Source organism: Arthrobacter sp. CP30 (assembly GCF_053470025.1).
The window spans coordinates 263,339-286,742 of record NZ_JBQEMM010000003.1 but is presented as its reverse complement, the minus strand read 5'-3'; the positions used below and the strand labels follow the sequence as shown (position 1 = coordinate 286,742).

Sequence of the window (23,404 nt, the reverse complement as noted above, 5' to 3'; positions counted from 1 at the left end):
AGCGGCTTCCGTGCGGACGCGACGGCCCGGGTTGCTGCTAGAGGCCGAGATCGGCCTCGAAGGCGCCGCCTTCCAGGCGAGCCTTGAGCGTCTGCAGGAAGCGTCCCGCATCCGCGCCGTCGACCAGGCGGTGGTCGTAGGTCAGGCTCAGGTACATCATCGACCGGATGGCGATGGTGTCGTCGCCGTCCGCACCCGTGATCACCACGGGGCGCTTGACGATGATGCCCGTGCCGAGGATGCCGACCTGCGGCTGGTTGATGATCGGCGTGTCGAACAGAGCACCGGCGGAGCCGATGTTCGTGATCGTGAACGTGCCGCCGGAGAGCTCGTCGGGACCGATCTGGCCGTTGCGGGTCCGGGATCCGACATCGGCGATCTTCTTGGCGAGACCACCGAGGTTGAGGTTCCCGGCGTCCTTGATGACGGGGACGAGCAGGCCCTTCTCGGTGTCCACCGCGATCGCCAGGTGCTCGGCGTCGTGGTAGGTCACTTCCTTTTTCTCCTCGTCGAAGGAGGCGTTCAGCTTCGGGTGCTGCTTCAGGGCCTCGGTGACGGCCTTCGAGATGAAGGGGAGGAACGTGAGCTTCGCGCCGTTCTGCGCGAGGAAGGTGTCCTTCGACGCGGTCCGCAGCTTGGCGATCCGGGTCATGTCGACCTCGATCACCTGGGTCAGCTGCGCCGAGACCTCGAGGGACTCCCGCATGCGCTTGGCGATGGTCTGGCGGATGCGCGGGGCCTTCTCCACGGTGCCGCGCAGCTTCGAGGGCTCGACGGCTGGCGCCGCGGGCTTCGACGGCGCTGCGCCTCCAGCGGGAGCGGCGGGCGCCGGCGCGGCCTGCTGAGCGGGCTCCGCCTGCGCCGCCTTCCGGGCCTCGGCGGCGTCGAGGACGTCCTGCTTACGGATGCGCCCTCCCACCCCGGTGCCCTTGACCGTGGACAGGTCGACGTCGTTCTGGTTCGCGAGTCGTCGCACGAGCGGGGTCACGTACGCGGACGAATCCGAACCGCTGGAGTCGGACGCCGTCCCGGCAGGCTTGTCCGCGGACTTCTCTGCGGGCTTCTCCACCGGCTTCTCAGCGGGCTTCTCAGCAGCGGCGGGCTGCGGAGCCGATGCGCCGCTCGCGTCGTCGTCGGGCTCCGACGTACCGGAGGCCCGCTCGGCCTCGTGATGCGAGCCGGGCTTCTCCGTGGGGGCGTCCTCGCGCTCCTCGGCGGGCGCGGCCACGAGCGGCTCACCCGACGCGGCCTCGACCTTCTGGGGGGCGGAGGCCCCGGCACCGATGACGGCGAGGACCGCGCCGACCTCGGCGGTCTCGTCCTCGTTGACGCGGATCTCCTGCAGGGTGCCGGCCACGGGCGAGGGGATCTCCGTGTCGACCTTGTCCGTCGAGACTTCGAGGAGGGGCTCGTCGACCTCGACCTCGTCGCCGATGGCCTTCAGCCAGCGGGTGACGGTGCCCTCGGTGACGCTCTCGCCCAGGGCGGGAAGGGTGACCTCGGTGCCTTCGCCCGATCCGGCGTCATCGCTCCCTGCGCCGGTCCCACCGTCGGAGGACGAGGCCTCCGCCTGCGGTGCCTCCGATGTGTCGGGCTGCGAGGCCTGCTCGGCCTCGGCGGGTGCGGAGGCCTCGGCCGGTGCGGAGTCCTCGGCCGGAGCGGCATCTCCGGAGTCGCTGCTGCCCGATCCGTCGCCGATCCGGACAAGCGGTGCGCCGACCTCGGCGGTCTCGTCCTCGGCCACCAGGATCTCCTCGATGACGCCGGCGATGGGCGACGGGATCTCGGTGTCGACCTTGTCGGTGGAGACCTCGAGGAGCGGCTCGTCCACCTCGACACGGTCACCGACCTGCTTGAGCCAGCGGGTGATGGTGCCTTCGGTGACGCTTTCACCGAGAGCGGGCAAGTTCACGGATTCAGACATAATGCGCCCGTTTCTCCTTCGTAGATCGTTCCTGACAGCTGATCGACGAGCGGGGCCCGCTCAGCTGGACGTGCGTGAGATTCCTGGTTCCGAGCTTAGTCCACGCCTCCGGGGCGTGGATGAGGCTCGTGGGACCATGTGACGGCTCCCGGACGGGCGTCAGCCGTGCAGCGGCTTGCCCGCCAGCGCGAGGTGCGCCTCGCCGAGCGCCTCGTTCTGCGTGGGGTGTGCGTGGATCAGCGGGGCGACGTCCTCCGGGTAGGCCTCCCAGTTGACGATCAGCTGTGCCTCGCCGATCTGCTCGCCCATGCGGCTGCCGAGCATGTGGACACCGACGATGGGGCCGTCCTTCTCCCGGACGAGCTTGACGATGCCGCCGGTGCCGATGATCGAGCTCTTACCGTTGCCGGCGAGGTTGTACTCGTGGGTCAGCACGTTCTCGTCACCGAACTTCTCGCGGGCGGCCTTCTCGGTGTAGCCGACCGACGCGATCTCCGGATCACTGTAGGTGACCTTGGGGATGTTGAGATCGGCGACGACGACGGGCTTCAGGCCCGCGATCTCCTCCGCCACGAAGATGCCCTGCTGGAAGCCGCGGTGGGCCAGCTGCAGGCCGGGGACGATGTCGCCGATCGCGTAGATGGTGCCGACACCGGTGTGGAGGCGCTCGTTGGTGATGACGAAGCCGCGGTCCATCGTGAGGCCCGCCTCCTCGTAGCCGAGGTTCTGCGTGACCGGTCCGCGGCCGACGGCGACGAGCATGAGGTCCGCTTCGAAGGTCTTGCCGTCCTCGAGCGAGACGACGACGCCGTCGTCGTTCTGCTCGACCGACTTGAAGCGGGTTCCGGTGTTGAACTTGATGCCGCGCTTCTTGAAGGCGCGCTCGAAGTTCTTGACGATCGACGCGTCCTCGTTGGGCACGAGCGAGGGCAGCGCCTCGACGATCGTGACGTCGACGCCGAAGGACTTCCACACGGAGGCGAACTCGCAGCCGATGACGCCGCCGCCGAGGATGATGACCGACTCCGGCACGAAGTCCATCGTCAGGGCCTGGTCCGAGGTGATGACCTTGCCGCCGATCTCGAGGCCGGGGAGGCTGCGGGAGAAGGACCCGGTGGCGAGGATGATGTGCTTCCCGGTGTAGACGGTGCCGTCGACGTCGATGGTGTTCTCCGACGCCAGCTTGCCCGATCCTTCGATCACGGTGATGCCCTTGGACTTGATGAGTCCCTGCAGGCCGCGGTACTTACCGGCGATGATGCCGTCCTTGTAGGCGTTGACCGCGTTCATGTCGATGGACTCTAACGTCGCCTTCACGCCGTACTTCTCGGCGTCGCGGGCGCCGTCGGCGATCTCCGCGGAGTGGAGGAGGGCCTTGGTGGGGATGCAGCCGTTGTGCAGGCAGGTGCCCCCGAGCTTGCCCTTCTCGATGAGCCCCACCGTGAAGCCCAGCTGCACGGCACGGAGTGCGGCGGCGTATCCGCCACTTCCTCCGCCGAGTACCAGGATGTCGAATTCTTGCGCAGTTGCCGATGCGGCCACTTGAACGCTCCCTCGCGTGGTCTGGGACGCGCCCTGCGCGTCAGTTGGTGGATCGTTTGCTCATGCGGTCGCGATGCGGTCGCTGATCGTTCGTGTGCTTTGTTTTTCACCCTATCCCCACGGTGCATCCGGCTTCTACTCGAAGTCGGCGCCGGACGCACCGTGGGGTCGTGATGTGCGCTTTCTCACGCGCCGGAGGGGCCGCCCGCCGGACGGACCCCCGGTCAGACCGTGCGGGCGAGGGTGTCCTCGACGTAGGCGAGGAGCGTACGGACGCCGACGCCGGTACCCGCCTTGGGCGTGTAGCCGTAGGGCGCACCCTCGTTGAAGGCGGGACCCGCGATGTCGAGGTGCGCCCAGGGGATCTTCTCGCCGTCGACCTGGCCGACGAACTCCCGCAGGAACACGGCTGCGGTCATCATGCCGCCGTTCCGCTCGCCGATGTTCGCGATGTCGGCGACCTGGGACTCGAGGCTCGGCCGCAGCTCCTCGGGGAGCGGCATCGGCCAGAACTGCTCGCCCGCGCGGTCTGCTGCGGCCTTGACGGCGTCACGTACGCCGTCGTCGCCCATGACGCCCGAGACCCGCGTACCCAGGGCGATCATCTGCGCACCGGTGAGCGTGGCGATGTCGATGATCGCATCGGGTGCCTCCTCGCTCGCGGCGGCGAGGCCGTCGGCCATCACGAGCCGTCCCTCGGCGTCGGTGTTGAGGACCTCGACGGTGCGCCCGCCGTAGATGGACAGGACGTCCTCGGGGCGCTGCGCAGTACCCGAGGGCATGTTCTCGGCGAGGCAGAGCCAGGCCGTGACCTTGGCGGGAAGGCCCAGTTCGGCGACGGCCAGGAGGGTGCTGAGGACGACGGCGGCACCGGCCATGTCGAGCTTCATGGTCTGCATGCCCGCAGCGGGCTTCAGCGAGAGTCCACCGGAGTCGAAGGTGATGCCCTTGCCCACGAGGGCCAGGTGCACGGCGGACCTGGCGGGGGAGTACTCGACCTTCACCATGCGCGGGGGACGCGACGAACCCTTGCCGACGCCCAGGATCCCGCCGTAGCCGTCCCGCTCGAGGCGCTTCTCGTCCATGACCGTGACCTTGATCGGCAGACCCCGCGTCAGGTCCTTGGCCGCCTGGGCGAAGGTCTCCGGGTACAGGTGGCTGGGCGGCTGGTTGACGAGGGAGCGCGTGGTGTTGACGTTCTTCCCCAGGATGGTGGCCCGCCGGAGGGCGGGAGCCAGCTGAGCGTCGTCGGCCACGGCCGTGTGGACGACGACGTTGCGCACGGCCGCTCGGTCGGTCGCCGGGGCGATCGTCCCGTCGGCCTTCATGCCCGACTTGTGGCCCTCGTAGCTGTAGGCGCCGAAGGCGGCGCCTTCCGCGACGGCTGTCGCCGCAGCCACCGTCGTGGCGGGGAGCGCGATGACCACGGTGTCGAGCCCGGTGAGCTGGCGGACCGCGGCTCCCGCCGCGCGGCGCAGGGTCTCGGCGGGTACCTCGGCGTCCGCGGACACCGGACCGACGCCGGACAGGACGAGCGAGTCCGCGCTGGTCTCCGGGAGGCCGGGGAGCCTGCGCACCTCGTCCGCCGCCCCGGTGATCCCGAGCACCTGCAGGGAGTCACCGAGGGCGCGCGCAGCCTTGGCGGGAAGAGGGTTCTCGAGCAGGACCGGTCCGTCCGTCCCCTTGGCGACCGCGATCACGAGCGCGTCGCTCGGGATCTTCTTGATGTCCTTCGCGGAAGCCGTCAGGTGTAGTTCGCTCGTCTTGATCACGGAATCTGTCTCCTCGTGTCCGGATGGGTTGTCCAGATGCTGCATGCTGCGTGGTTCCGGTATCTGGTGGTCCGGGAACCGTCCTGACGATCGTAGTCTCTGTGCCGCGGGTGCCCCGCAGCCGTTCGCAGGACGCATACCGCGCGATCCGCATCCGCCGCTTGCCGCCCGCCCCGCGGTCCCCATCCTCCCGCTCCCCGGAATGAAGCCGGTCCGGGTGGCGTTGACGCCTGCAGGACCACGGAGCAAGGAGAGAGCCATGCTGGATCCAGGAACCCTCTACAACATCAACACCGACGTCTTCGACGACCCCTCGACCAAGGGCCTCCCGCTGCTCATGAGCCTCACCGGCTTCATGGACGCCGGCCAGGTGGTGTCCCAGGTCAGCGAGGAGCTGATGGAGGTGCTCGAGCACGAGCCCGTCGCCGAGTTCGATGCCGACCAGCTCATCGACTACCGCGGGCGGCGTCCGAGGATCACCTTCGTCGAGGACCACCTGACGGACTACCGGCCGCATCGCCTCGGCCTCCACCGCCTGTACGACGGCCTCGGCGAGCCGTTCCTCCTTTTGGCCGGACTCGAGCCCGACCTGCAGTGGGAGCGTTTTTCGAGCGCCGTCGTCGGGCTGGTGAAGGACCTCGAGGTCTCGATCGTCTCCTGGGTGCACGCCATCCCCATGCCCGTCCCGCACACGCGCCCCCTCGGCGTGACCGTGCACGGCAACCGTCCCGACCTCATCGACGGCATGAGCGCGTGGCGGCCGACGGCGGAGTTCCAGGCGTCGATCGGTCACGTCCTCGAGATGCGGCTCATCGAGGCCGGGAACGACGTCGTCGGGCACGTCATCCACGTCCCGCACTACCTCGCCGAGGCGGAGTACCCGCCCGCTGCCGTCGCCGGACTCGAGTACCTCGGCGCGTCGGCGCGGCTCGTCCTGCCGACGGACAGGCTGCGCGAGACGGGCCGCGACGTCGAGCGGCAGATCGCCCGGCAGGTGGGGAACTCCACCGAGGTGCAGTCCGTGGTCACGTCCCTCGAGCAGCGGTACGACGAGTACGCCGACGGGGCGGCCCGCCGGTCGCTGCTCGTCAAGGAGAACAGCGAACTGGCGAGCGCCGACGAACTCGGTGCCGCCGTCGAGGCCTATCTCGCCAGCCCCCAGGCGGAGGAGGAGTCGACGCTGCTGTGGGACACGGAGTTCCTGGGGACGACGCCCATCGACTACGGCTCGCACGGCAGCGCTCCGGATGGAGCGGTATCGGGCGGGTCCGGTGCTGCGGGCGGGTCCGACGCCGCCGACGGGTCCGACGGGTCCGACGGGTCCGGGATCGGGGCTCCGGGGTCGACGGACGACGACGGCCCGTCCGGCACCCGCCCGCCCTCCTGAGCCGCCGCACGCGTCCCCGCGCCTCGATCCGGCGACCGGATCCCGCCTGATCCCCGCGGCCCGAACCCTGTCGGACAGACCGGTACCGCGCCGCCGATGCCCATCCGCCGACCAGGCGGGTGGGCATCGTCATAGGCGGCAGAGCCGCAGGACGGCGGTCGCGCACGGGACGTCACGGGATAATGGGTAGCGTGATCTTCTCGAGAGCCGGACTGGTGTGGGCGGCGGGCGTGCTGGCGTACCTGGTGGCCGTGACGCAGCGCACCACGTTCGGGGTGGCAGGGCTCGAAGCGACGGACCGGTTCGGCGCGACGGCGTCCCAGCTGTCCGTCTTCACCGTGGTGCAGCTGCTCGTCTACGCCGGCCTGCAGGTCCCCGTGGGTGTCCTGGTGGACCGGTGGGGGCCGCGCACGCTGATCGTGGCCGGTGGCGTGCTGATGGCGCTCGGCCAGGCCCAGCTGGCCTTCGCGGACTCGGTCGGCGCCGGCATCGTCGGACGGTTGTTCGTCGGCGCCGGTGACGCGACGACGTTCATCAGTGTCCTGCGACTCCTCCCCGCCTGGTTCGAGCCACGGCGCATCCCGGTGCTCACCCAGTGGACCGGGATCATCGGGCAGCTCGGGCAGGTGGTGTCCGTCATCCCGTTCGTCGCCCTCCTGTCGGGCGTCGGCTGGCAGCCCGCGTTCCTGTCCGCTGCCGCGCTGTCGGTCGTCGCCGTCGTGCTGTCCGTCAGTGTGATCCGCGATTCCCCCGTCGCGGGCAGCGAACGACGATCCCAGACCCTCCGGGAGACCGGGACGTCGCTCGCCGAGGCCTGGAAGCAGCCGGGGACCCGGCTGGGACTGTGGTCCCACTTCACCATCCAGTTCCCCGGGACCGTCTTCGTGCTCATGTGGGGCTACCCGTACCTCGTCCGTGCGGAGAAGGTCGGTGAAGGCGCCGCGTCCGCGCTCATGACGTTGTTCGTGGCCGTGGGTATCGCCTGCGGGCCTCTCCTCGGGCGCTACGTGGGCCGCCACCCGCTCCGCCGCTCCACCATGGTGCTCTCCATAGCCGGCCTGATGGCGGCTGCCTGGCTCGCCGTCCTGCTCTATCCCGGGCCCGCACCCCTGCCTCTGCTGACCCTCCTGGTGGTGGCGCTCGCCGTCGGCGGACCCGGATCGATGATCGCCTTCGACTTCGCGCGCACCTTCAACCCCGCGGCCCGCATGGGCACTGCGACCGGGATCGTCAACATCGGCGGCTTCATGGCGTCGCTCCTGACGATGTTCGTGATCGGGATCGTGCTCGACCTCCTCCTCGCGGGTGGGTACTCACGCGGTGACCTCTACGCCCTGACCTCCTTCCGCCTCGCGATGGCCGTCCAGCTCGTGGTGCTGGCCACCGGTGCGACGGCGGTGGTCATCGCTCGCGGGAGGGTGCGACGGCGGATGGCCGAGCAGGGCGTCGTGGTCCCGCCCCTGCGGGACGCGCTCGCCCGGGAGCGGCGGCTGCGCCGCGCGCGGAAGGCCGCGCGGAGGCAGGACGGCTAGGTCCGTCGGGGGGCCCGACCCGTTGTCCACATACCAGCGCATCCTCGCCCGTCGCGGCGGATACGCCACGAGGCTGGACCGCATGTCCTCCTCCACGAGCCCCGCAGCGGGCAGCCACGCGTCCCCGGCCTATGCCGTCACCTCGCCCGCCGACATCCTGTCCTACGTACCCCATGCCCTCGGATTCATGCCCGAGGAGAGCCTCGTCGTCCTGACCACCTCGGAGCGGCGACTCGGCGCCACGCTCCGGGTCGACCTCCCGTGCTCCGGCACGGACCGGCTGACCTTCGCCGAGGGTGTCCTGTCCTTCCTCGAGGGCGACACGGAGGCGGACGGCACGCTGGTCCTCGTGTATGCGGGCCAGGAGTGGCAGCGGCTCACCGCCCCGCCGGCGTCCGACACGGTGCGCGCCCTCGAGGCCGTGCTCGGAGCTGCCGGTCTGCCCGTCCGCGCGGGCTGGCACGTGTCCCACGAGGCGTGGCGGGACTACTTCTGCCGCGACGAGGAGTGCTGCCCCTGGCCGGGCCGGCCGCTCGACACCGTGACCGACAGTGCTCTCAACGCGGAACTCGTCTACGGCGGCAGCGCCTTCGACGCGTCCGCTCCCGCCGCGGTGGAGCGGGCCACACCGTTTCTCCGGTCGGGGTCCGCGGGGACGGACGGGGCCCGCCCGGACATCGAGGAGGCCCGGGCCCGCGCCGGCGTCCGGTGTGCAGGCCGATGGGCGGACGAGGGCCGGTTCCGGGCGACGTCAGCGGTGTGGGATGCCGTGCTCGAGGGCACTCCCGGAATCGACGTCGCCGCCGACGCGGGGCTCGCAGGCTTCCTGCTCGCCACCGTCGAGTCGAGGACGGTGCGCGACTTCCTCCTGGTCAGCGCGTGCCTGGGGTCCGCCGCAGCCCTGCAGGGCGTCGCGGCCTCCGGCCTGCTCCGACCGTCGCGGAGCCCGGGGGCGATGGCCCCTGCGGCGTCCCCTGCGGCGTCCCCTGCGGCGTCCCCTCGCGACGCCGGTCCGGCGCAGGTGCCGGAGCGCGTCGACCTTCCCGAGGCGCTCCGGGCGGCGCTGGATCACGGAGCGACGTCCTCGGCATCCGTGTCGGTCGGGCAGGAGGAGGATCCCGGCTCCCTCGGCCATCTCCTCGACGAGGCAGCCCGGCTGTACGGCGATCTCCTCGCCGGGCGCTACGCGGGGACCATCCAGTGGGCACGCGTCGATGCGATGAGCCATGTGCTCGGTCGCCTCGCTCTGGTCGGCGAGGGGGAGTCGAGGGCCGCCGCGCTGACGATGGCCGGCTGGTTCGACTACGCGCGGGGCAGGGGATCACGGGCGGCCGTCTACCTGGACGCCGCCGAGCAGGCGGTGCCGGGGTATCGTCTCGCCCGCCTGCTCCACGAACTCCTCCGGCGCGGTGGGATGCCCGCCTGGGCCAGGACCCGAAGGACGGCATGGACGGCGACGGCCGGGCAGGGTCGTGGGACCGCTGCGTGACGGGCACTCACGGGGGTAACGGGTGCATCCTGCCGCGCCCGTGGGTACCGACGGAAATTTCCGGCGCGACGGTCGGTCGTGAGACAATGAAATTTGAGACCCGGTTGGGTCCGTGCACCAGAACTCCATCGAGCATGCCCGTCCGTGCAAGGCCGCAAGGCACACGCCGGCAGGGAATAGCTCGGTCGGCGGAACCGTTCTCCAGGGAACGGACTCCGTCGGTATCGTCTGGGATCAGCGCGGACTTGACAGGGTCATAGTGGTGTTGTCCGTCTGATGACATCACACACCGCCGTATGAAAGGTCCCCTGTGCCGGTCAAGAAGACAGCAGCTCCGGCGTCGACAGACGCTGGTACCACCACTACCAAGCGACGGGTAGCGGCCAAGAAGCCCGCCACGAAGGCTGCTTCCTCCGCTGCGGCGGCGAAGGCCTCCGCCGCGCAGGGTTCGGTGGACACGCTCGAGCCGACGGATCCGGCCATCGAGGTCGCCGTCGACACTGACTCCGAGGACGCCAAGCCCGAGGCGGCCGAGGTCGGCACCACCACCGGTTTCGTCTACTCCGATGCGGACGACGACGACGCCCCCGCGCAGCAGGTCGTGTCGGCCGGCGCGACGGCCGACCCCGTCAAGGACTACCTCAAGCAGATTGGCAAGGTCGCGCTGCTCAACGCCGAGCAGGAAGTCGACCTCGCGCTGCGTATCGAGGCCGGCCTGTTCGCCGAGGAGAAGATCGCCGCCGATCCGGACATGGATCCGAAGCTGAAGCGCGAGCTCGAGTTCGTGATCCATGACGGCAAGCGCGCCAAGAACCACCTCCTCGAGGCGAACCTCCGCCTGGTCGTCTCGCTGGCCAAGCGCTACACCGGCCGTGGCATGCTCTTCCTCGACCTCATCCAGGAGGGCAACCTCGGCCTCATCCGCGCCGTCGAGAAGTTCGACTACACCAAGGGCTTCAAGTTCTCGACCTACGCCACCTGGTGGATCCGCCAGGCCATCACGCGGGCCATGGCGGACCAGGCCCGCACCATCCGTATCCCCGTCCACATGGTCGAGGTCATCAACAAGCTGGCTCGTGTCCAGCGACAGATGCTGCAGGACCTCGGCCGCGAGCCCACTCCGGAGGAGCTGGCCCTCGAACTCGACATGACGCCGGAGAAGGTCGTCGAGGTACAGAAGTACGGCCGCGAGCCCATCTCGCTGCACACGCCGCTCGGCGAGGACGGCGACTCCGAGTTCGGCGACCTGATCGAGGATTCCGAGGCCGTCGTGCCCGCGGATGCCGTCAGCTTCACCCTCCTGCAGGAGCAGCTGCACTCCGTCCTCGACACCCTGTCCGAGCGTGAGGCCGGCGTCGTCGCCATGCGCTTCGGCCTGACCGACGGGCAGCCGAAGACGCTGGACGAGATCGGCAAGGTCTACGGCGTGACCCGCGAGCGGATCCGCCAGATCGAATCCAAGACGATGTCCAAGCTGCGCCACCCCTCGCGCTCCCAGGTGCTGCGCGACTACCTCGACTGATCAGCGACGCCGGCATTGCCGGTCCTGCTCGGTCGACACAGGACCCCTCCCTCGGGAGGGGCCCTGTGTCGTTCGAGCACGGCACCGGGCGTCCCGTCGGCTCCCGTGCCGTCACGCCTGCAACGCGCAGCAGCTCGCCCTGCGGAGGTGATGGCTGGGCCCGCACGCCAGGTGGCTCGTCCAGAAGCAGGAAAGGCCCCCTCCGATGGAGGGGGCCTTTCCTTGTCAGCTCCCTGTACACGGGGGGAGCCGGTGTCGTACGTCGGATGGGGCGGGATGATCCCGGTCAGTCGGCCGCGACGACGGGCTTCTCATGAAGCCGCTGGGTCTCGTCCTGCCACTCGGATGTGAGCGGCTTCAGGTTTGCTTCGACTGCACGCGCGTGGTGGCCGCAGAACAGAAGCTCTCCACCGGAGGACTGAAGGACCGCCCGCACGTAGGCCTGGGCGCCGCATCGGTCACAGCGGTCCAGGGCAGTGAGTTCGCGAGTTGCTACTGCAGTGGTCATGAATGCCTCCTCATGTGGATCGTGTACTCATATAACCACTATTCGTCGCAGCCTCTTCGCAGGCTGGGCCTCCTTTCGCTCCGGGCGTACCGGGGGTATGGGAGGCAGTCGCCGAGCCCCGGAACCAGGCCCCGATCGCGCCCTTCCGGCCGGTGTCGGTCACCCGTAATAAACTGACGGAGAGCCATCCCCACCATCACCCTCCTGACTCCTGTCCTGGATCGTGCCGTCCCGCCAAGGAGACCCCCGCACCGTGACACCTCCCACTTCGGACTACACAGCCCGGCACCTCTCGGTGCTCGAGGGACTCGAAGCAGTCCGCAAGCGCCCCGGCATGTACATCGGGTCGACGGACTCGCGGGGCCTCATGCACTGCCTCTGGGAGATCATCGACAACTCGGTTGACGAAGCCCTGGCCGGGCACGGACAGAGCATCACCGTCATCCTGCACGCCGACGGGTCCGTCGAGATCCACGACGACGGGCGTGGTATCCCGGTGGACATCGAACCCAAGACCGGTCTGACCGGGGTCGAGGTCGTCTTCACGAAACTCCATGCCGGAGGCAAGTTCGGTGGCGGCTCCTACACCGCCTCCGGCGGGTTGCACGGTGTCGGGGCCAGTGTGGTCAATGCCCTCTCCTCGAGGCTGGACGCCTTCGTGGACCGCGGCGGCAAGACGTACACCATGTCCTTCCGCCGCGGTGAACCCGGCACCTTCAAGGACGCGAGGACGCCGTCGCCCACATCCGCCTTCGAGCCGTTCCTCGACGGATCGCGCCTCGACGTGGTCGGGACGGCGAAACGGGGTGTCACCGGGACGCGCATCAGGTACTGGGCGGACCGCCAGATCTTCACCGCCGATGCGACCTTCTCCTACGAGGAGCTCCAGACGCGGGCACGACAGACGTCCTTCCTGGTCCCGGGACTCCGCATCGTGCTGCGCGACGAGCGGAGGATGCCGGGTACGCCCGGTGAGTCCGGGCCGGTGGAAGAGGTCTTCCAGCACGACGGCGGCATCTCGGAGTACGCCGAGTTCCTGGCCCTCGATGCCGCCGTAACGGACGTCTGGCGGATCCAGGGGTCGGGTCGGTTCAAGGAGTCGGTCCCCGTCCTCGACGAGCGGGGACACAGCAGGATGGCCGAGGTCGAGCGCGACTGCGACGTCGACATCGCCCTGCGCTGGGGCATCGGCTACGAGACCACCGTGCGCAGCTACGTCAACATCATCGCGACGCCGAAGGGCGGGACGCACCAGAGCGGCTTCGAAGGGGCCCTCCTGAAGACGTTCCGCAAGGTCATCGGGGACAACGCCCGCAAGCTGAAGGCCGGCAGCGACAAGATCGAGAAGGACGACGTCTTCGCGGGGCTCACCGCCGTGCTCACCGTGCGGCTCGCCGAGCCCCAGTTCGAGGGCCAGACGAAGGAGATCCTCGGCACGTCGGCGGTGAAGGCCATCGTGACGAAGGTCGTCGAGAAGGAGCTGCAGGCGCGGCTGACCTCCTCGGCGCGCAACGACAAGACGCAGTCCACGCTCCTCCTCGAGAAGGTCGTGGCGGAGATGAAGTCGCGCATCTCGGCGCGTGTCCACAAGGAGACCCAGCGCCGGAAGAACGCCCTGGAGACCTCGACCATGCCCGCGAAGCTCGCCGATTGCCGCATCGACGACCAGGAGCGTTCCGAGCTGTTCATCGTCGAGGGGGACAGCGCTCTCGGGACGGCCAAGAACGCACGGTCCTCCGACTACCAGGCGCTGCTTCCCATCCGGGGCAAGATCCTGAACGTGCAGAAGGCCTCGGTCGGCGACATGCTGTCGAACGCCGAGTGTGCTGCCCTTATCCAGGTCATCGGCGCCGGGTCCGGACGGAGCTTCCAGCTCGATGCCCGGAGGTACGGCAAGGTCATCCTGATGACGGACGCCGACGTCGACGGCGCGCACATCCGCACGCTCCTGCTCACGCTGTTCTTCCGCTACATGCGGCCGCTGGTGGAGGACGGGCGTGTGTATGCCGCGGTCCCGCCCCTGCACCGGGTCGAGGTGATCAACGGCGGGTCGAAGGCGAACGAGATGATCTACACGTACTCGGAGGCGGAACTCAACCGCCTGCTCGCGGCGATGGAGAAGCAGGGCAAGCGCTACAAGTCGCCCATCCAGCGGTACAAGGGATTGGGGGAGATGGACGCCGACCAGCTGGCCGAGACCACCATGGATCCGCGGCACCGTACGCTGCGGCGTGTGCGGATCCAGGAGGCGGAGTCCGCCGAGCGCGTGTTCAACCTCCTCATGGGGAGTGATGTCGCTCCGCGGAAGGACTTCATCGTGGCCGGAGCGTCGTCGCTCGACCGGGACCGCATCGACGCCTGAGACGTCTCTTCAGGAGACGCGAAGCCGCGGTCACGGCTCAGCCGAGCAGTTCCGGTGCCACCAGCAGGACGGGCGGGACCACGAGCAGCAGGCCGGCCGTCGAGAGGGCCAGACCCTGCTGGAATCTGCTCAGTGGTGGAAGCGGTGTGAGCAGCCGGCTCAGGCGGTGCGCCGTGGACCGCGTGTCGGCCGTCCCGCCGGTCACCTCGGCACCTGCACTCGTGTCGCGTCCGGGGTCGTCGGCAAGGGGGTCGTCCAGGACGTCCTCCGCCCGGGGGAGCGCCCCCGAGCCGACGATGGCGATCGCCCGCACGAGGGTGGGCTCGTCCACATGGCGCAGAGCCTCGTCGTCGGCGAGCATCTCGATGAGCTCACTCACGGCCCGCTGGGCGAGCCGTGACGTCGGAAGCCAGGGGAGCGCGGAGCGCCAGGCCGCGAACGCCCACAGCAGCAGGTGGTGGCGCTGGTGCAGGTGGGCGCTCTCGTGCGTCAGCACGGCGTCGAGTTCGGCGCGGGTCAGCAGGTCCATGAGGCCGTCGGACATGACGGTGACCGACCGGGCGCCACCGGGCAGGCAGTAGGCGACCGGAGCGGGATGGTTGATCACGAGCGTTGCGGGCTGATCCGCCGCAGGCGAACTCAGCAGGTTCAGCATGTCGCGGTGCCGGCGGCGCTGGCGCCGGATGCGCATGAAGGTCAGGACCAGGGTGCTGACCAGATGCGCGAACAGCAGGGTCGCCGCGCTGATGGCGAAGACGTGGACGACACCGAGTGTCTCAGCGGATTCGTCGTCGATCAGGATGTCGAGGAAACCCACGGAGGCGGAGACGAGGTTGTCCCCCAGGGGTTCGAGACCCCAGACGAGCATCGCCCCGATCATCGACAGGCCACCCGCCAGTGCAATCGACTGCCAGAGCACCATCGCCGTGAACGGCGCCCGGGCCGGCCAGGACGCACGTGACAGCGCGATCGGCGCAGGCCACGCGAGGATGATCGCGAGAGCCGCCAGGAGATAGGAGGCCCAGAACATCGGAGGGTCAGCTGCCGCCGAGCAGCTTGCGGAGGGTCTGCGCCTCGGTCTCCGAGACGCTGCCGATGAAGCGGGCGAGCACGGCCTCGCGGTCGGGGGCCGTCACGAGGACCTCGTGCATCAGCTCTGCCGTGTGGTCCTCGCGGCTGGTCACCGACCTGTACCGATGAGGGCGGCTGTCGCGCTCCCGCTCCACCAGGCCCTTCTTCTCGAGCCGGGACAGGACCGTCAGCACCGTCGTCACGGCCAGTTCACGTCCCACTTCTCCCGACGGTGCCTCGGCGATGGCGTCCCGCAGTTCATTGGCGGTGGCCGCCTCCGGCGTCGCCCACAGCAGATCCATCACCGTGCGTTCGAGGTCTCCGAGCGTTGCCATGTTCTTCCTTCAGTCATTCCGCGATCCCGGCCCGCCTCGGACGGGGATCCGCTCCCGGCAGGGAGCGATGAGGCGTGGTGCATCTAACGTACAGCGTCGAGCCGCACATTTCTACTCCACGTAGAAGTGCAGTCGGAATCGTTCTACACTGTGTAGAAGAACTCTTCTACACGCCGTAGAAGTCCCGTCCGGAGCGACGGTGGGCACAGCTGAGAGGGCCTCATGGAAGCCTTGGAGATCGCCAGGTGGCAATTCGGGATCACGACCGTCTACCACTTCGTCATGGTGCCCCTGACGATCGGTCTCGGGCTCCTGGTGGCGATGATGCAGACCATGTGGCATCGCACCGGTCATGAGCAGTATCTGCGCATGACCAAGTTCTGGGGGAAGCTCTTCCTCATCAACTTCATCGTCGGGGTGGCCACGGGACTTGTGCAGGAGTTCCAGTTCGGCATGGCGTGGAGTGAGTACAGTCGTTTCGTCGGTGACGTCTTCGGCGCCCCGCTGGCCATGGAGGCGCTGCTCGCCTTCTTCGTCGAGTCCACCTTCCTGGGCCTTTGGATCTTCGGCTGGGGCCGCCTGCCGAAGCGGCTGCACCTCATGTCGCTCTGGGCGGCGGTCCTCGCCTCGGTGTTCTCCGCCTACTTCATCCTGGTGGCGAACTCCTGGATGCAGCACCCCGTGGGCGTCGAGATGGTCGACGGCAGGCCGGTGATGACGGACGCGTGGGCCGTCTTCACCAACAACACGGCGCTCGTCGCCTTCCCCCACACGCTCTTCGGATGCCTCGCCGTCGCCGGGGCATTCCTCCTCGGCATCAGCTGGTACCACCTGTGGAGGCGTCGCCACGACGGGATCGACGCCGTCGGTGCGGACGGCAGGGTCGTCGTCGGCGCACGGACGGGGTCCCGGGACGCCGTCGACCACGCCGTGTGGCTGCGCTCGGCGCGCGCCGGGGCCGTCGTCGCGATGATCGCGTTCGCGGGTACCGGGATCACCGGCGACCTCCAGGGCAAGCTGATGTTCGACCAGCAGCCCATGAAGATGGCCGCGGCCGAGGCTGCCTGCCACGACGGCACCGGATTCTCCATCCTGTCCGTCGGCAACCTCGGGGCGCAGAGCTGCGACGACATCACCGCCGTGATCGAGGTCCCGGGGGTGCTCTCCTTCCTCGCCAATGGCGACTTCACCACCGAGGTCAAGGGTGTGAACACCCTCCTCCCGGAGTACCAGGAGAAGTACGGCACGAATCTGCCCGACGACCCCCGGTACGGCGACCTCGCCGGCACCGAGATCGACTACCTGCCCGTCATGGAGGTCACCTACTGGGGCTTCCGCATCATGATCGGCTTCGGTGCGATCGCGGCCGCTGCAGCCGCAGCCGCCCTGTGGGTCCTGCGCAGGGGCACCGTCCCGGAGTCGCGCTGGCTCATGCGCCTGGCGGTGTTCGGCATCCTCGCGCCCTTCGGCGCGAACATCGCGGGCTGGGTGTTCACCGAGATGGGCCGCCAGCCCTTCGTCGTCGCCCCCAACCCGGATCCGACCGGCGTCGACGGAGTCTTCATGTTCACCGCGGCAGCCGTGTCACCCGGAGTGTCCCTCGCCGAACTCGTCACCTCCCTCGTGCTGTTCACCGCCGTCTACGCCGTGCTCCTCGTCGTCGAGGTGAGGCTCCTCGTGACCTACGTCCGGGGTGGCACCGCATCCGCCATGCCCGAACTCGCCCACACCGACGACGACGAAGACCCGCGGAGCGGCAGGAAGGACGACGGCGATGTCCTCGCGTTCGCGTACTGACCGGCCCTTCGATCCTCGCGGGACCGCCATCGGTGCCCGTGCACCCCACCCGTCCGCACCCCGAAAGGCACCACGATGACCGAGGCCCTGCCCACCGTGTGGTTCGTCCTCATCGCCCTGCTCTGGGCCGGCTACCTCTTCCTCGAGGGTTTCGACCTCGGCGTCGGCATGCTCATGAAGCTCATGGCGCGAAGCGACACCCAGCGGCGCGTCCTGCTCAACACCGTGGGGCCGGTCTGGGACGGCAACGAGGTCTGGCTCGTGACCGCCGTCGGTGCAACCTTCGCCGCGTTCCCCCTCTGGTACGCCTCCCTCCTGTCCGCGCTCTATCTGCCGTTCATGCTCGTGCTCCTCGGACTGATCTTCCGGGCCGTGGCCTTCGAGTGGAGGGGCAAGCGTGACAGCGACGCCTGGCGCAACCGGTGGGACTGGGCCATCGCCCTCGGCTCCTTCACCGCGGCAGCAGGCATCGGGGCGGCCCTCGCCCTGACCACCACGGGACTGCCGCTCGACGCGAACGGCGACCGGGTCGGCGGGGCGTTCGCCTGGGCCACGCCACCGGCACTCCTCGGAGCGGTCGCCGTCGTGCTCTTCTGCCTCGTGCACGCGGCGGCGTTCGTGGCACTCAAGACCGAGGGTGGCGTCCGCCGCCAGGCTGATCGCCTGTTCCGGCGGCTGCTGCCGGTCGCCATGATCCCGTTCGTCGGGTGGGCGCTCCTCGTCCAGGCCGACGACGGCACCGTGGTCACCTGGTCCGCCGTCGTCCTCGGCGTGGTCGCCTTCCTGGCCTCCTACAGGTCCGCCGCGACCGGGCGGGACGGCCGGGCCTTCGCCGCCCTCGGCATCGGGATGCTCGTCCTCGTCGGGTCCATCTTCGGCGCCGCTTTCCCTGTGGTCCTGCCGTCCACGATCGACACCGCGTTCGACCTCACGGTGCAGAATGCCTCGTCCTCGCCCTACACGCTCGGCCTGATGAGCATCGTCGCCTGCATCGGATTACCCCTTGTCCTGGCGTACCAGGCCTGGACCTACTGGGTGTTCCGCCGGCGTGTCTCCGAGGAGAGCATCCCCGCGGCCCACGCCGTCCACGCCCTGTGAGCGGAGCCATCAGGACCGGCATGCGCGACTTCACGCCCACCGCGGACGTCCCCGCCGGTGACCTGTCGCAGGCGCCCGCTGCGTCGGCGCCTGCCGCGCGGAGGTCCCCCATCGCCTCCTTGAGGGCGGGCGGACCGGCCGGTGCGGCCGGATCGACGACGGCGGTCTATCTCCTCGGTGTCCTCGCCGCAGCACGCGCGCTCGGCCTGGTCCTCATGGCGCAGGCACTCGCTGTCGGCATCGCCTCCGTCGCCGCAGGCGATCTCGAGGTGGGGGCCGTCCTCGTCCAGGGCGTCGCGGGCGCGATCCTCCGGACGGTGGCGGCCTGGGGGCAGGACGCCACCGCCGCCCGGCTGGCCCTCGGCGTCCGCGAGCGGCTCCGTGAGGCGGCGCTGCTGCGCGTGCTCGACGACGGGGGGACCACCCGGGCGGCCCACGGCGGCACCGGCCAGGGCTCCCTCGCCGTGCTGCTCACACGCGGCCTCGACGGACTCGACGCGTACTACACGCAGTACCTGCCGTCGCTCATCACCTGCACCGTCGTGCCACTCCTCGTCGGCGCGCGGATCCTCGCCGCAGACTGGGTGAGCGCACTCATCATCGTCCTCACCGTCCCCCTCGTGCCGGTGTTCATGGTCCTCATCGGCCTGCACACGCAGGAGCGGACGCAGCAGGCAGCCACGGCGCTCGGACGGCTCTCCGACCATCTCCTGGAACTGGCCCGGGGGCTGCCGGTGCTCGTGGGCCTCGGCCGCGCGGGCGAGCAGACCAGGGCGCTGCGCGAGATCGCCGCAGATTATTCATCGCGCACCATGACGACCCTCCGGACCGTCTTCCTGTCCTCGCTGGCCCTCGAACTGATCAGCACCATCTCGGTCGCCGTCGTCGCCGTCTTCGCCGGTGTACGCCTCATCCACGGGGACCTTGGACTCGAAACCGCCCTGATCGCCCTGATCCTCGCGCCCGAGTGCTACGGGCCGCTGCGCGACGTCGGAGCCGCGCACCACGCGAGCGAGGACGGCGAGGAGAGCGGCGAGCGCGTGCGCGCCGTCATCGACGCCCCGCCGCCGTCGACGGCCGGTGCGGCTTTGGTCCGATCGGCGATGGCGGACCCGGTGACCGCCAGGCTGGAGGACGTGACGGTCCGGTACGACGGCGTCGTCCCGCCCGTCGTGTCGGGCGTGTCCTTCCGGCTCGACCGGGGAACGGTCACCGCACTCAGGGGACCGAGCGGGACCGGCAAGTCGACGCTCATGCGCACTCTTGCCGGCGGGGCGGCGCTGCCGGCAGGGCTGCACCTGGAGGGGACGATCACAACACCGGCGGACGGCGCGGTGGCGTGGGTTCCGCAGCATCCGGAGCTGATCGCCCCGACGGTGCGCGCAGAACTCGCGCTGTACGGACGGACGGAGGAGGACGATCCCGCGATCACCGAGGTGCTCGCAGGCGTGGGCGCGGCGGACCTCGTCGACCGTCGGACGGGCGAGCTCAGTCCCGGCGAGCTGCGGCGCGTCGCCGTCGCCCGGGCTCTCCTGCGCGCGCAGGACCCTGCAGTCGGGCTGCTCCTCCTCGACGAGCCGACAGCGCACGTCGACGAAGGATCCTCCGCAGCCATCCGCGCCGCGATCGCGCTGCGTCGGCCGGGGCTGACGGTCCTTTTGATCGCGCACGACGACGCCACCGCGGCCATCGCCGACACGCAGGTCCACCTGGGAGCCGCGGCCGGCACCCGGGCCACCACGAGTGCGTCGGCCGTGGGTCTGCCGATCGCTGACAGGCCTGACGCGCCTGACGGGCCCGAGCTACGGGCATCGGCGGTCGCATCGTCGCCCACCCCGTCCGCCACGTCATTCGGCACCTCGACCGGCTGCCCGACCGGCTGCCCGACCGGCAGCCCGACCGACAGCCCGACCGATGTCTCGACGGATACCCTGACCAGCAGCTCGACCGGCGTCCCGACCGGTGCATCGACCGGTGTCCCGTCCGGTGCATCGACCGGCGTCCCGACCGGTGTCCCGTCCGGCGCATCGGCGCCGGCCGCTCCACGTGCTGCGTCCCGCGCAACGGAACGGACAGCAGGGCGGACGACGGGACGGATGACGGGACGGACGGCGGAGGATCCGTCTGCGGACCCGTCCACCGGCGTCCCGGGGACGCGACCGTCCGTCTCCGGGTGGCTGCATTCGGCGCGTCACGTGCTGGTCCTCGTGAAGCCGTGGGACCGGCGCTTCGTCGCCGCGACACTCCTCGGTCTCGGATCCGCCGTGTTCGCGGTCGCCCTGGCCGCGCTCAGCGGCTGGCTGATCGTCCGCGCATCGGAACAGCCGCCCATCCTCTACCTGCTCACGGCGATCGTCGGCGTGCGATTCTTCGGCATCGGCCGGTCGCTCCTGCGCTACGAGGAGCGGCTCTGGCTCCACCGGGCGGTCTTCCACCGGGCGGACGAGACGCGGCTCCGCCTCTGGACAGGCCTCCTCCGCGCAGGGCAGTCCTGGCGGACGCTGGCTCGCGGATCCGGCGCGATCGAGCAGCTCGTCGGCGACGTCGACGAGCTGAGGGACCTCTCCGCGCGGGCGCTGTCACCCTTCCTCACCGCTGTCCTCACCGGCGCGGCGGCCCTGGTGACGACTGCCGTCCTGCACCCCGCCTCCCTGGGCTGGCAGGTCCTCGCCGTGGGCGGCGCCGTCGTCGTCGCGCCCGTGGTCGCGGTCCTCAGGGAACGGGCGGCGGGTGCTGCGGCAGTGCAGCTGAGGGCGGATGCCCTCGGACGGGTAGCGCGGCTGCTGCGGGCCGCACCTGATCTCCGCGTCAACGGTGTCCACGGTCCCGCCCTGCTGGCGACACGTCGGACGGAGGCGCTGCTCGCCCGCGCGGCGCATCGTTCCGCAGCGGCAGCCGGGGTGTCGACCGCGGTGGTGGTCGCCGCGTGCTCAGCCGCAGCTCTGGGCATCCTCGTCACGGCGGAGGGGCTGCCGGCCGATGTCACGGCCGTCCTCGTCCTCATGCAACTCGCCCTGATCGAGCCGTTCGCGGCCGGTACATCGGCCGTCCGGCACTGGGGTCCGCTCGCCGCCGTGGTGGGGAGGCTCCGGCCGTCGCTGGACGCTGCGCCGACGGCGGGACGCGACGACGCCCGGCCGGACCGGCAGGATCCCGTCGCCGCCTCGACGCTCGCCCTCGAGGACGCCTCGATCGGGTACGTGCCCGGGGAGCCCGTGGTCACCGGCGTGGACCTCACGCTCGTCCCGGGTCGGTGGACGGGTCTCACCGGCGCTTCGGGGAGCGGCAAGTCGACCGTCCTCGGCGCGCTCCTCGGCTTCCTGCCGCTGGATACGGGGCGGCTCCTCGTCGATGGCGGGTCCGCCCGGCCGTCGACGAGGCCGCGGGTCGCCTGGTGTCCGCAGGAGAGCCACCTGTTCACCTCCACCCTGCGGGCGAACCTCCAGCTCGCCCGGAGGCCCGGGGATCCCGCCACGGAGGAGGAGCTCCGCGCGGTGGTCCGGGCGGTGGGCCTGGCGGAGCTGGTGGACGGACTCGAAGACGGTCTCGATGCCCAGGTGGGCTCCGGCGGGTCGCGCCTCTCGGGCGGGCAGCGCCAGCGGCTCGCCGTTGCACGTGCCCTGCTCACGCGGTCCCGCGTCGTGCTCCTCGACGAGCCGACCGCGCACTTGGACCGTGACGGTGCCCGCGCGCTGCTCACCGACCTGCGCGGTGGCCTGCCGCACACCGCCGTACTCCTCGTGACGCACGATCCCGCCGAGGCGGCGACCTGCGACGAGGTCCTGCTCCTCGGCGCGGCGCGCAGGCAGGCGGAGGCCGCGGTACCCCGCATCCGCCCGTAGTCGTGTCCCGATGGGACCTACGGCCCCGCCCGGCCCGTCCGCACTGGACCGGTCCTGCGTGTGCCGGGGCCCGGGACCCCGCCGCGCCCGGAAACCGCCCGGAGGCGGACGGACCTCCAGCGGGGCCGGTTGACCCTGCAATACGCTGGCATCATGACGCGCGAGACTTCATCACCGGACATCGGTCCCACCTCCGACCGCACGGAGGACGTCCTCCCGCTGCCCGCTGTGCTGCAGTGGCGGCCGCTGGCCTACGCGGACATCGACCGCTGGCTGGCGCTCGTCAGGCGGATCGCCGTCGAGGACCAGCCGGACTGGGTGGAACAGCGTGCCGATCTCGAGCAGGCCCTCCGGGCGTCGAAGAACGACCCGCGGCGGGACACCCTCGCCGGTCTCGACGACGACGGCGTCCTCCGCGCGTTCGGCCGGGTGTCGATGAACGCCGGCTCGTCACTCGTCCACGGCGCGGGCGGCGTTGATCCGGCCTGGCGCCGGCGGGGGATCGGCGGAGCGGTCCTCGCGTGGCAGGCACGGCGTGCAGCGGAACGAGTGCGGGACACCGGCCGGACCGACGGCATCTTCCGCAACTATGTCGAGGAGCGGAACCCCTCGCACCTGGCGCTGATGACGGCGAGCGGGAGCACGATCGTCCGGTACTTCACCGAGATGACGCGCCCGCTGGACCAACCCATCCCCGATCTGCCGTTCCCCGCCGAGCTGGAGCTGGTGACGTTCGCGGACGGCGCGGACCGCAACATCGCGGAACGGGTGCGCCTCGCCCACAACGACGCCTTCCAGGACCACTGGGGGAGTGAGCCCCGGGACCAGGAGTCATGGCAGTTCACGGTCAGTCATCCGGAGTTCCGCGACGACTGGAGTCTCGGCCTGGTGGACCCCCGCACCGGGGAGGTGGTGGCCTATCAGCTGGCGAGCTTCGACCCGGATTCGCCGGAGCTGCTCGGTCATTCCGAGGGCTACACCGATCTGCTGGGCGTGCGGCGGAAGTGGCGGGGACGGGGACTCGCCCCGGCCCTTCTCGCCGAGGCGATGCGGCGCTACCGTGCGGCGGGCATGGACAATGCCGGCCTCGGTGTCGACACGGAGAACCCGTCCGGTGCGCTCGGCCTGTACGAGCGCATGGGATTCGTCCCCACGCAGCGCTCCATCGTCTTCGATCTGCCCCTCGACCCAGCGATCGACTGACCCTTCCCGCGCGACCACGG

At 70.1% G+C, this 23,404-nt stretch carries 14 protein-coding genes and 1 pseudogene; 9 read left to right on the top strand and 6 right to left on the bottom strand.

What is annotated here, in order from left to right; all coding sequences use genetic code 11:
- Positions 1 to 37: 37 nt before the first annotated feature.
- From sucB to ACTIMO_RS06630, 3 genes are all read right to left on the bottom strand, one after another.
- The gene (gene sucB / locus ACTIMO_RS06640; RefSeq protein WP_448181882.1) at positions 38 to 1,924 is read right to left on the bottom strand and encodes a 2-oxoglutarate dehydrogenase, E2 component, dihydrolipoamide succinyltransferase; all 1,887 of its coding nucleotides are present in this window, start codon (positions 1,922 to 1,924) and stop codon (positions 38 to 40) included.
- Between the two features lie 159 nt (positions 1,925 to 2,083).
- Positions 2,084 to 3,466, bottom strand: coding sequence for a dihydrolipoyl dehydrogenase (lpdA, locus tag ACTIMO_RS06635; protein ID WP_448181881.1), 1,383 nt, complete (start codon positions 3,464 to 3,466; stop codon positions 2,084 to 2,086).
- Positions 3,467 to 3,690: 224 nt separating this feature from the next.
- Positions 3,691 to 5,238: a leucyl aminopeptidase gene (locus tag ACTIMO_RS06630; RefSeq protein ID WP_422391720.1), complete on the bottom strand. Its 1,548-nt coding sequence runs from the start codon at positions 5,236 to 5,238 to the stop codon at positions 3,691 to 3,693.
- A 202-nt stretch (positions 5,239 to 5,440) separates the two neighbouring features.
- On the opposite strand from ACTIMO_RS06630, the pseudogene ACTIMO_RS06625 reads away from it, so the two are divergent.
- The 4 genes and pseudogenes from ACTIMO_RS06625 to ACTIMO_RS06610 all read left to right on the top strand — a co-directional run.
- Positions 5,441 to 6,391 (top strand): annotated as a pseudogene (locus ACTIMO_RS06625) (proteasome assembly chaperone family protein); the annotation flags it as partial.
- A gap of 425 nt (positions 6,392 to 6,816) precedes the next feature.
- Entirely contained in the window at positions 6,817 to 8,157 is a 1,341-nt protein-coding gene (locus ACTIMO_RS06620; RefSeq protein WP_448181880.1) for an MFS transporter, read from the top strand.
- Between the two features lie 82 nt (positions 8,158 to 8,239).
- Positions 8,240 to 9,646, top strand: a complete 1,407-nt coding sequence (locus ACTIMO_RS06615; RefSeq protein WP_448181879.1) for a DUF4192 domain-containing protein — start codon at positions 8,240 to 8,242, stop codon at positions 9,644 to 9,646.
- A 310-nt stretch (positions 9,647 to 9,956) separates the two neighbouring features.
- Positions 9,957 to 11,168, top strand: coding sequence for an RNA polymerase sigma factor (locus ACTIMO_RS06610; RefSeq protein WP_055772189.1), 1,212 nt, complete (start codon positions 9,957 to 9,959; stop codon positions 11,166 to 11,168).
- Between the two features lie 286 nt (positions 11,169 to 11,454).
- Here ACTIMO_RS06610 and ACTIMO_RS06605 read toward each other — a convergent pair whose 3' ends face one another.
- Positions 11,455 to 11,676 (bottom strand): DUF7455 domain-containing protein, encoded by a 222-nt coding sequence (locus ACTIMO_RS06605; RefSeq protein ID WP_055772186.1) that lies wholly within the window; start codon positions 11,674 to 11,676, stop codon positions 11,455 to 11,457.
- 253 nt (positions 11,677 to 11,929) lie between these two features.
- Here ACTIMO_RS06605 and ACTIMO_RS06600 point away from each other — a divergent pair, with 253 nt between their 5' ends.
- On the top strand, positions 11,930 to 14,038 hold the full coding sequence (locus tag ACTIMO_RS06600; RefSeq protein WP_055772183.1) for a DNA gyrase/topoisomerase IV subunit B: 2,109 nt from the start codon (positions 11,930 to 11,932) through the stop codon (positions 14,036 to 14,038).
- 37 nt (positions 14,039 to 14,075) lie between these two features.
- On the opposite strand, the gene ACTIMO_RS06595 is transcribed toward ACTIMO_RS06600, so the two are convergent.
- Together ACTIMO_RS06595 and ACTIMO_RS06590 are read right to left on the bottom strand one after the other, a co-directional pair.
- Positions 14,076 to 15,068: a M56 family metallopeptidase gene (locus ACTIMO_RS06595; protein ID WP_055772180.1), complete on the bottom strand. Its 993-nt coding sequence runs from the start codon at positions 15,066 to 15,068 to the stop codon at positions 14,076 to 14,078.
- A gap of 7 nt (positions 15,069 to 15,075) precedes the next feature.
- On the bottom strand, positions 15,076 to 15,444 hold the full coding sequence (locus ACTIMO_RS06590) for a BlaI/MecI/CopY family transcriptional regulator (RefSeq protein ID WP_055772177.1): 369 nt from the start codon (positions 15,442 to 15,444) through the stop codon (positions 15,076 to 15,078).
- A 222-nt stretch (positions 15,445 to 15,666) separates the two neighbouring features.
- Between ACTIMO_RS06590 and ACTIMO_RS06585 the strand changes: the two genes are divergently transcribed.
- The 4 genes from ACTIMO_RS06585 (at position 15,667) to ACTIMO_RS06570 (ending at position 23,384) form a co-directional block, all read left to right on the top strand.
- Entirely contained in the window at positions 15,667 to 17,241 is a 1,575-nt protein-coding gene (locus ACTIMO_RS06585) for a cytochrome ubiquinol oxidase subunit I (protein ID WP_055772173.1), read from the top strand.
- A gap of 75 nt (positions 17,242 to 17,316) precedes the next feature.
- Positions 17,317 to 18,339 carry a cytochrome d ubiquinol oxidase subunit II gene (gene cydB, locus ACTIMO_RS06580; protein WP_055772171.1) on the top strand — a complete coding sequence of 341 codons (1,023 nt, stop codon included), beginning with the start codon at positions 17,317 to 17,319 and terminating at the stop codon, positions 18,337 to 18,339.
- A 20-nt stretch (positions 18,340 to 18,359) separates the two neighbouring features.
- Positions 18,360 to 22,181, top strand: coding sequence for a thiol reductant ABC exporter subunit CydD (gene cydD / locus ACTIMO_RS06575; RefSeq protein WP_448181878.1), 3,822 nt, complete (start codon positions 18,360 to 18,362; stop codon positions 22,179 to 22,181).
- Between the two features lie 153 nt (positions 22,182 to 22,334).
- A complete protein-coding gene (locus ACTIMO_RS06570; RefSeq protein ID WP_448181877.1) occupies positions 22,335 to 23,384 on the top strand; it encodes a GNAT family N-acetyltransferase in 1,050 nt (349 codons plus the stop codon).
- Positions 23,385 to 23,404: the final 20 nt, after the last annotated feature.

Coding starts and splice junctions, on each gene's coding strand:
- ACTIMO_RS06590 (WP_055772177.1), bottom strand. CDS start 15,444: ATGGCAACGCTCGGAGACCTCGAACGCACGGTGATGGATCTGCTGTGG.
- ACTIMO_RS06595 (WP_055772180.1), bottom strand. CDS start 15,068: ATGTTCTGGGCCTCCTATCTCCTGGCGGCTCTCGCGATCATCCTCGCG.
- sucB (WP_448181882.1), bottom strand. CDS start 1,924: ATGTCTGAATCCGTGAACTTGCCCGCTCTCGGTGAAAGCGTCACCGAA.
- ACTIMO_RS06585 (WP_055772173.1), top strand. CDS start 15,667: ATGGAAGCCTTGGAGATCGCCAGGTGGCAATTCGGGATCACGACCGTC.
- cydB (WP_055772171.1), top strand. CDS start 17,317: ATGACCGAGGCCCTGCCCACCGTGTGGTTCGTCCTCATCGCCCTGCTC.
- ACTIMO_RS06570 (WP_448181877.1), top strand. CDS start 22,335: ATGACGCGCGAGACTTCATCACCGGACATCGGTCCCACCTCCGACCGC.
- ACTIMO_RS06605 (WP_055772186.1), bottom strand. CDS start 11,676: ATGACCACTGCAGTAGCAACTCGCGAACTCACTGCCCTGGACCGCTGT.
- cydD (WP_448181878.1), top strand. CDS start 18,360: ATGCGCGACTTCACGCCCACCGCGGACGTCCCCGCCGGTGACCTGTCG.
- ACTIMO_RS06615 (WP_448181879.1), top strand. CDS start 8,240: ATGTCCTCCTCCACGAGCCCCGCAGCGGGCAGCCACGCGTCCCCGGCC.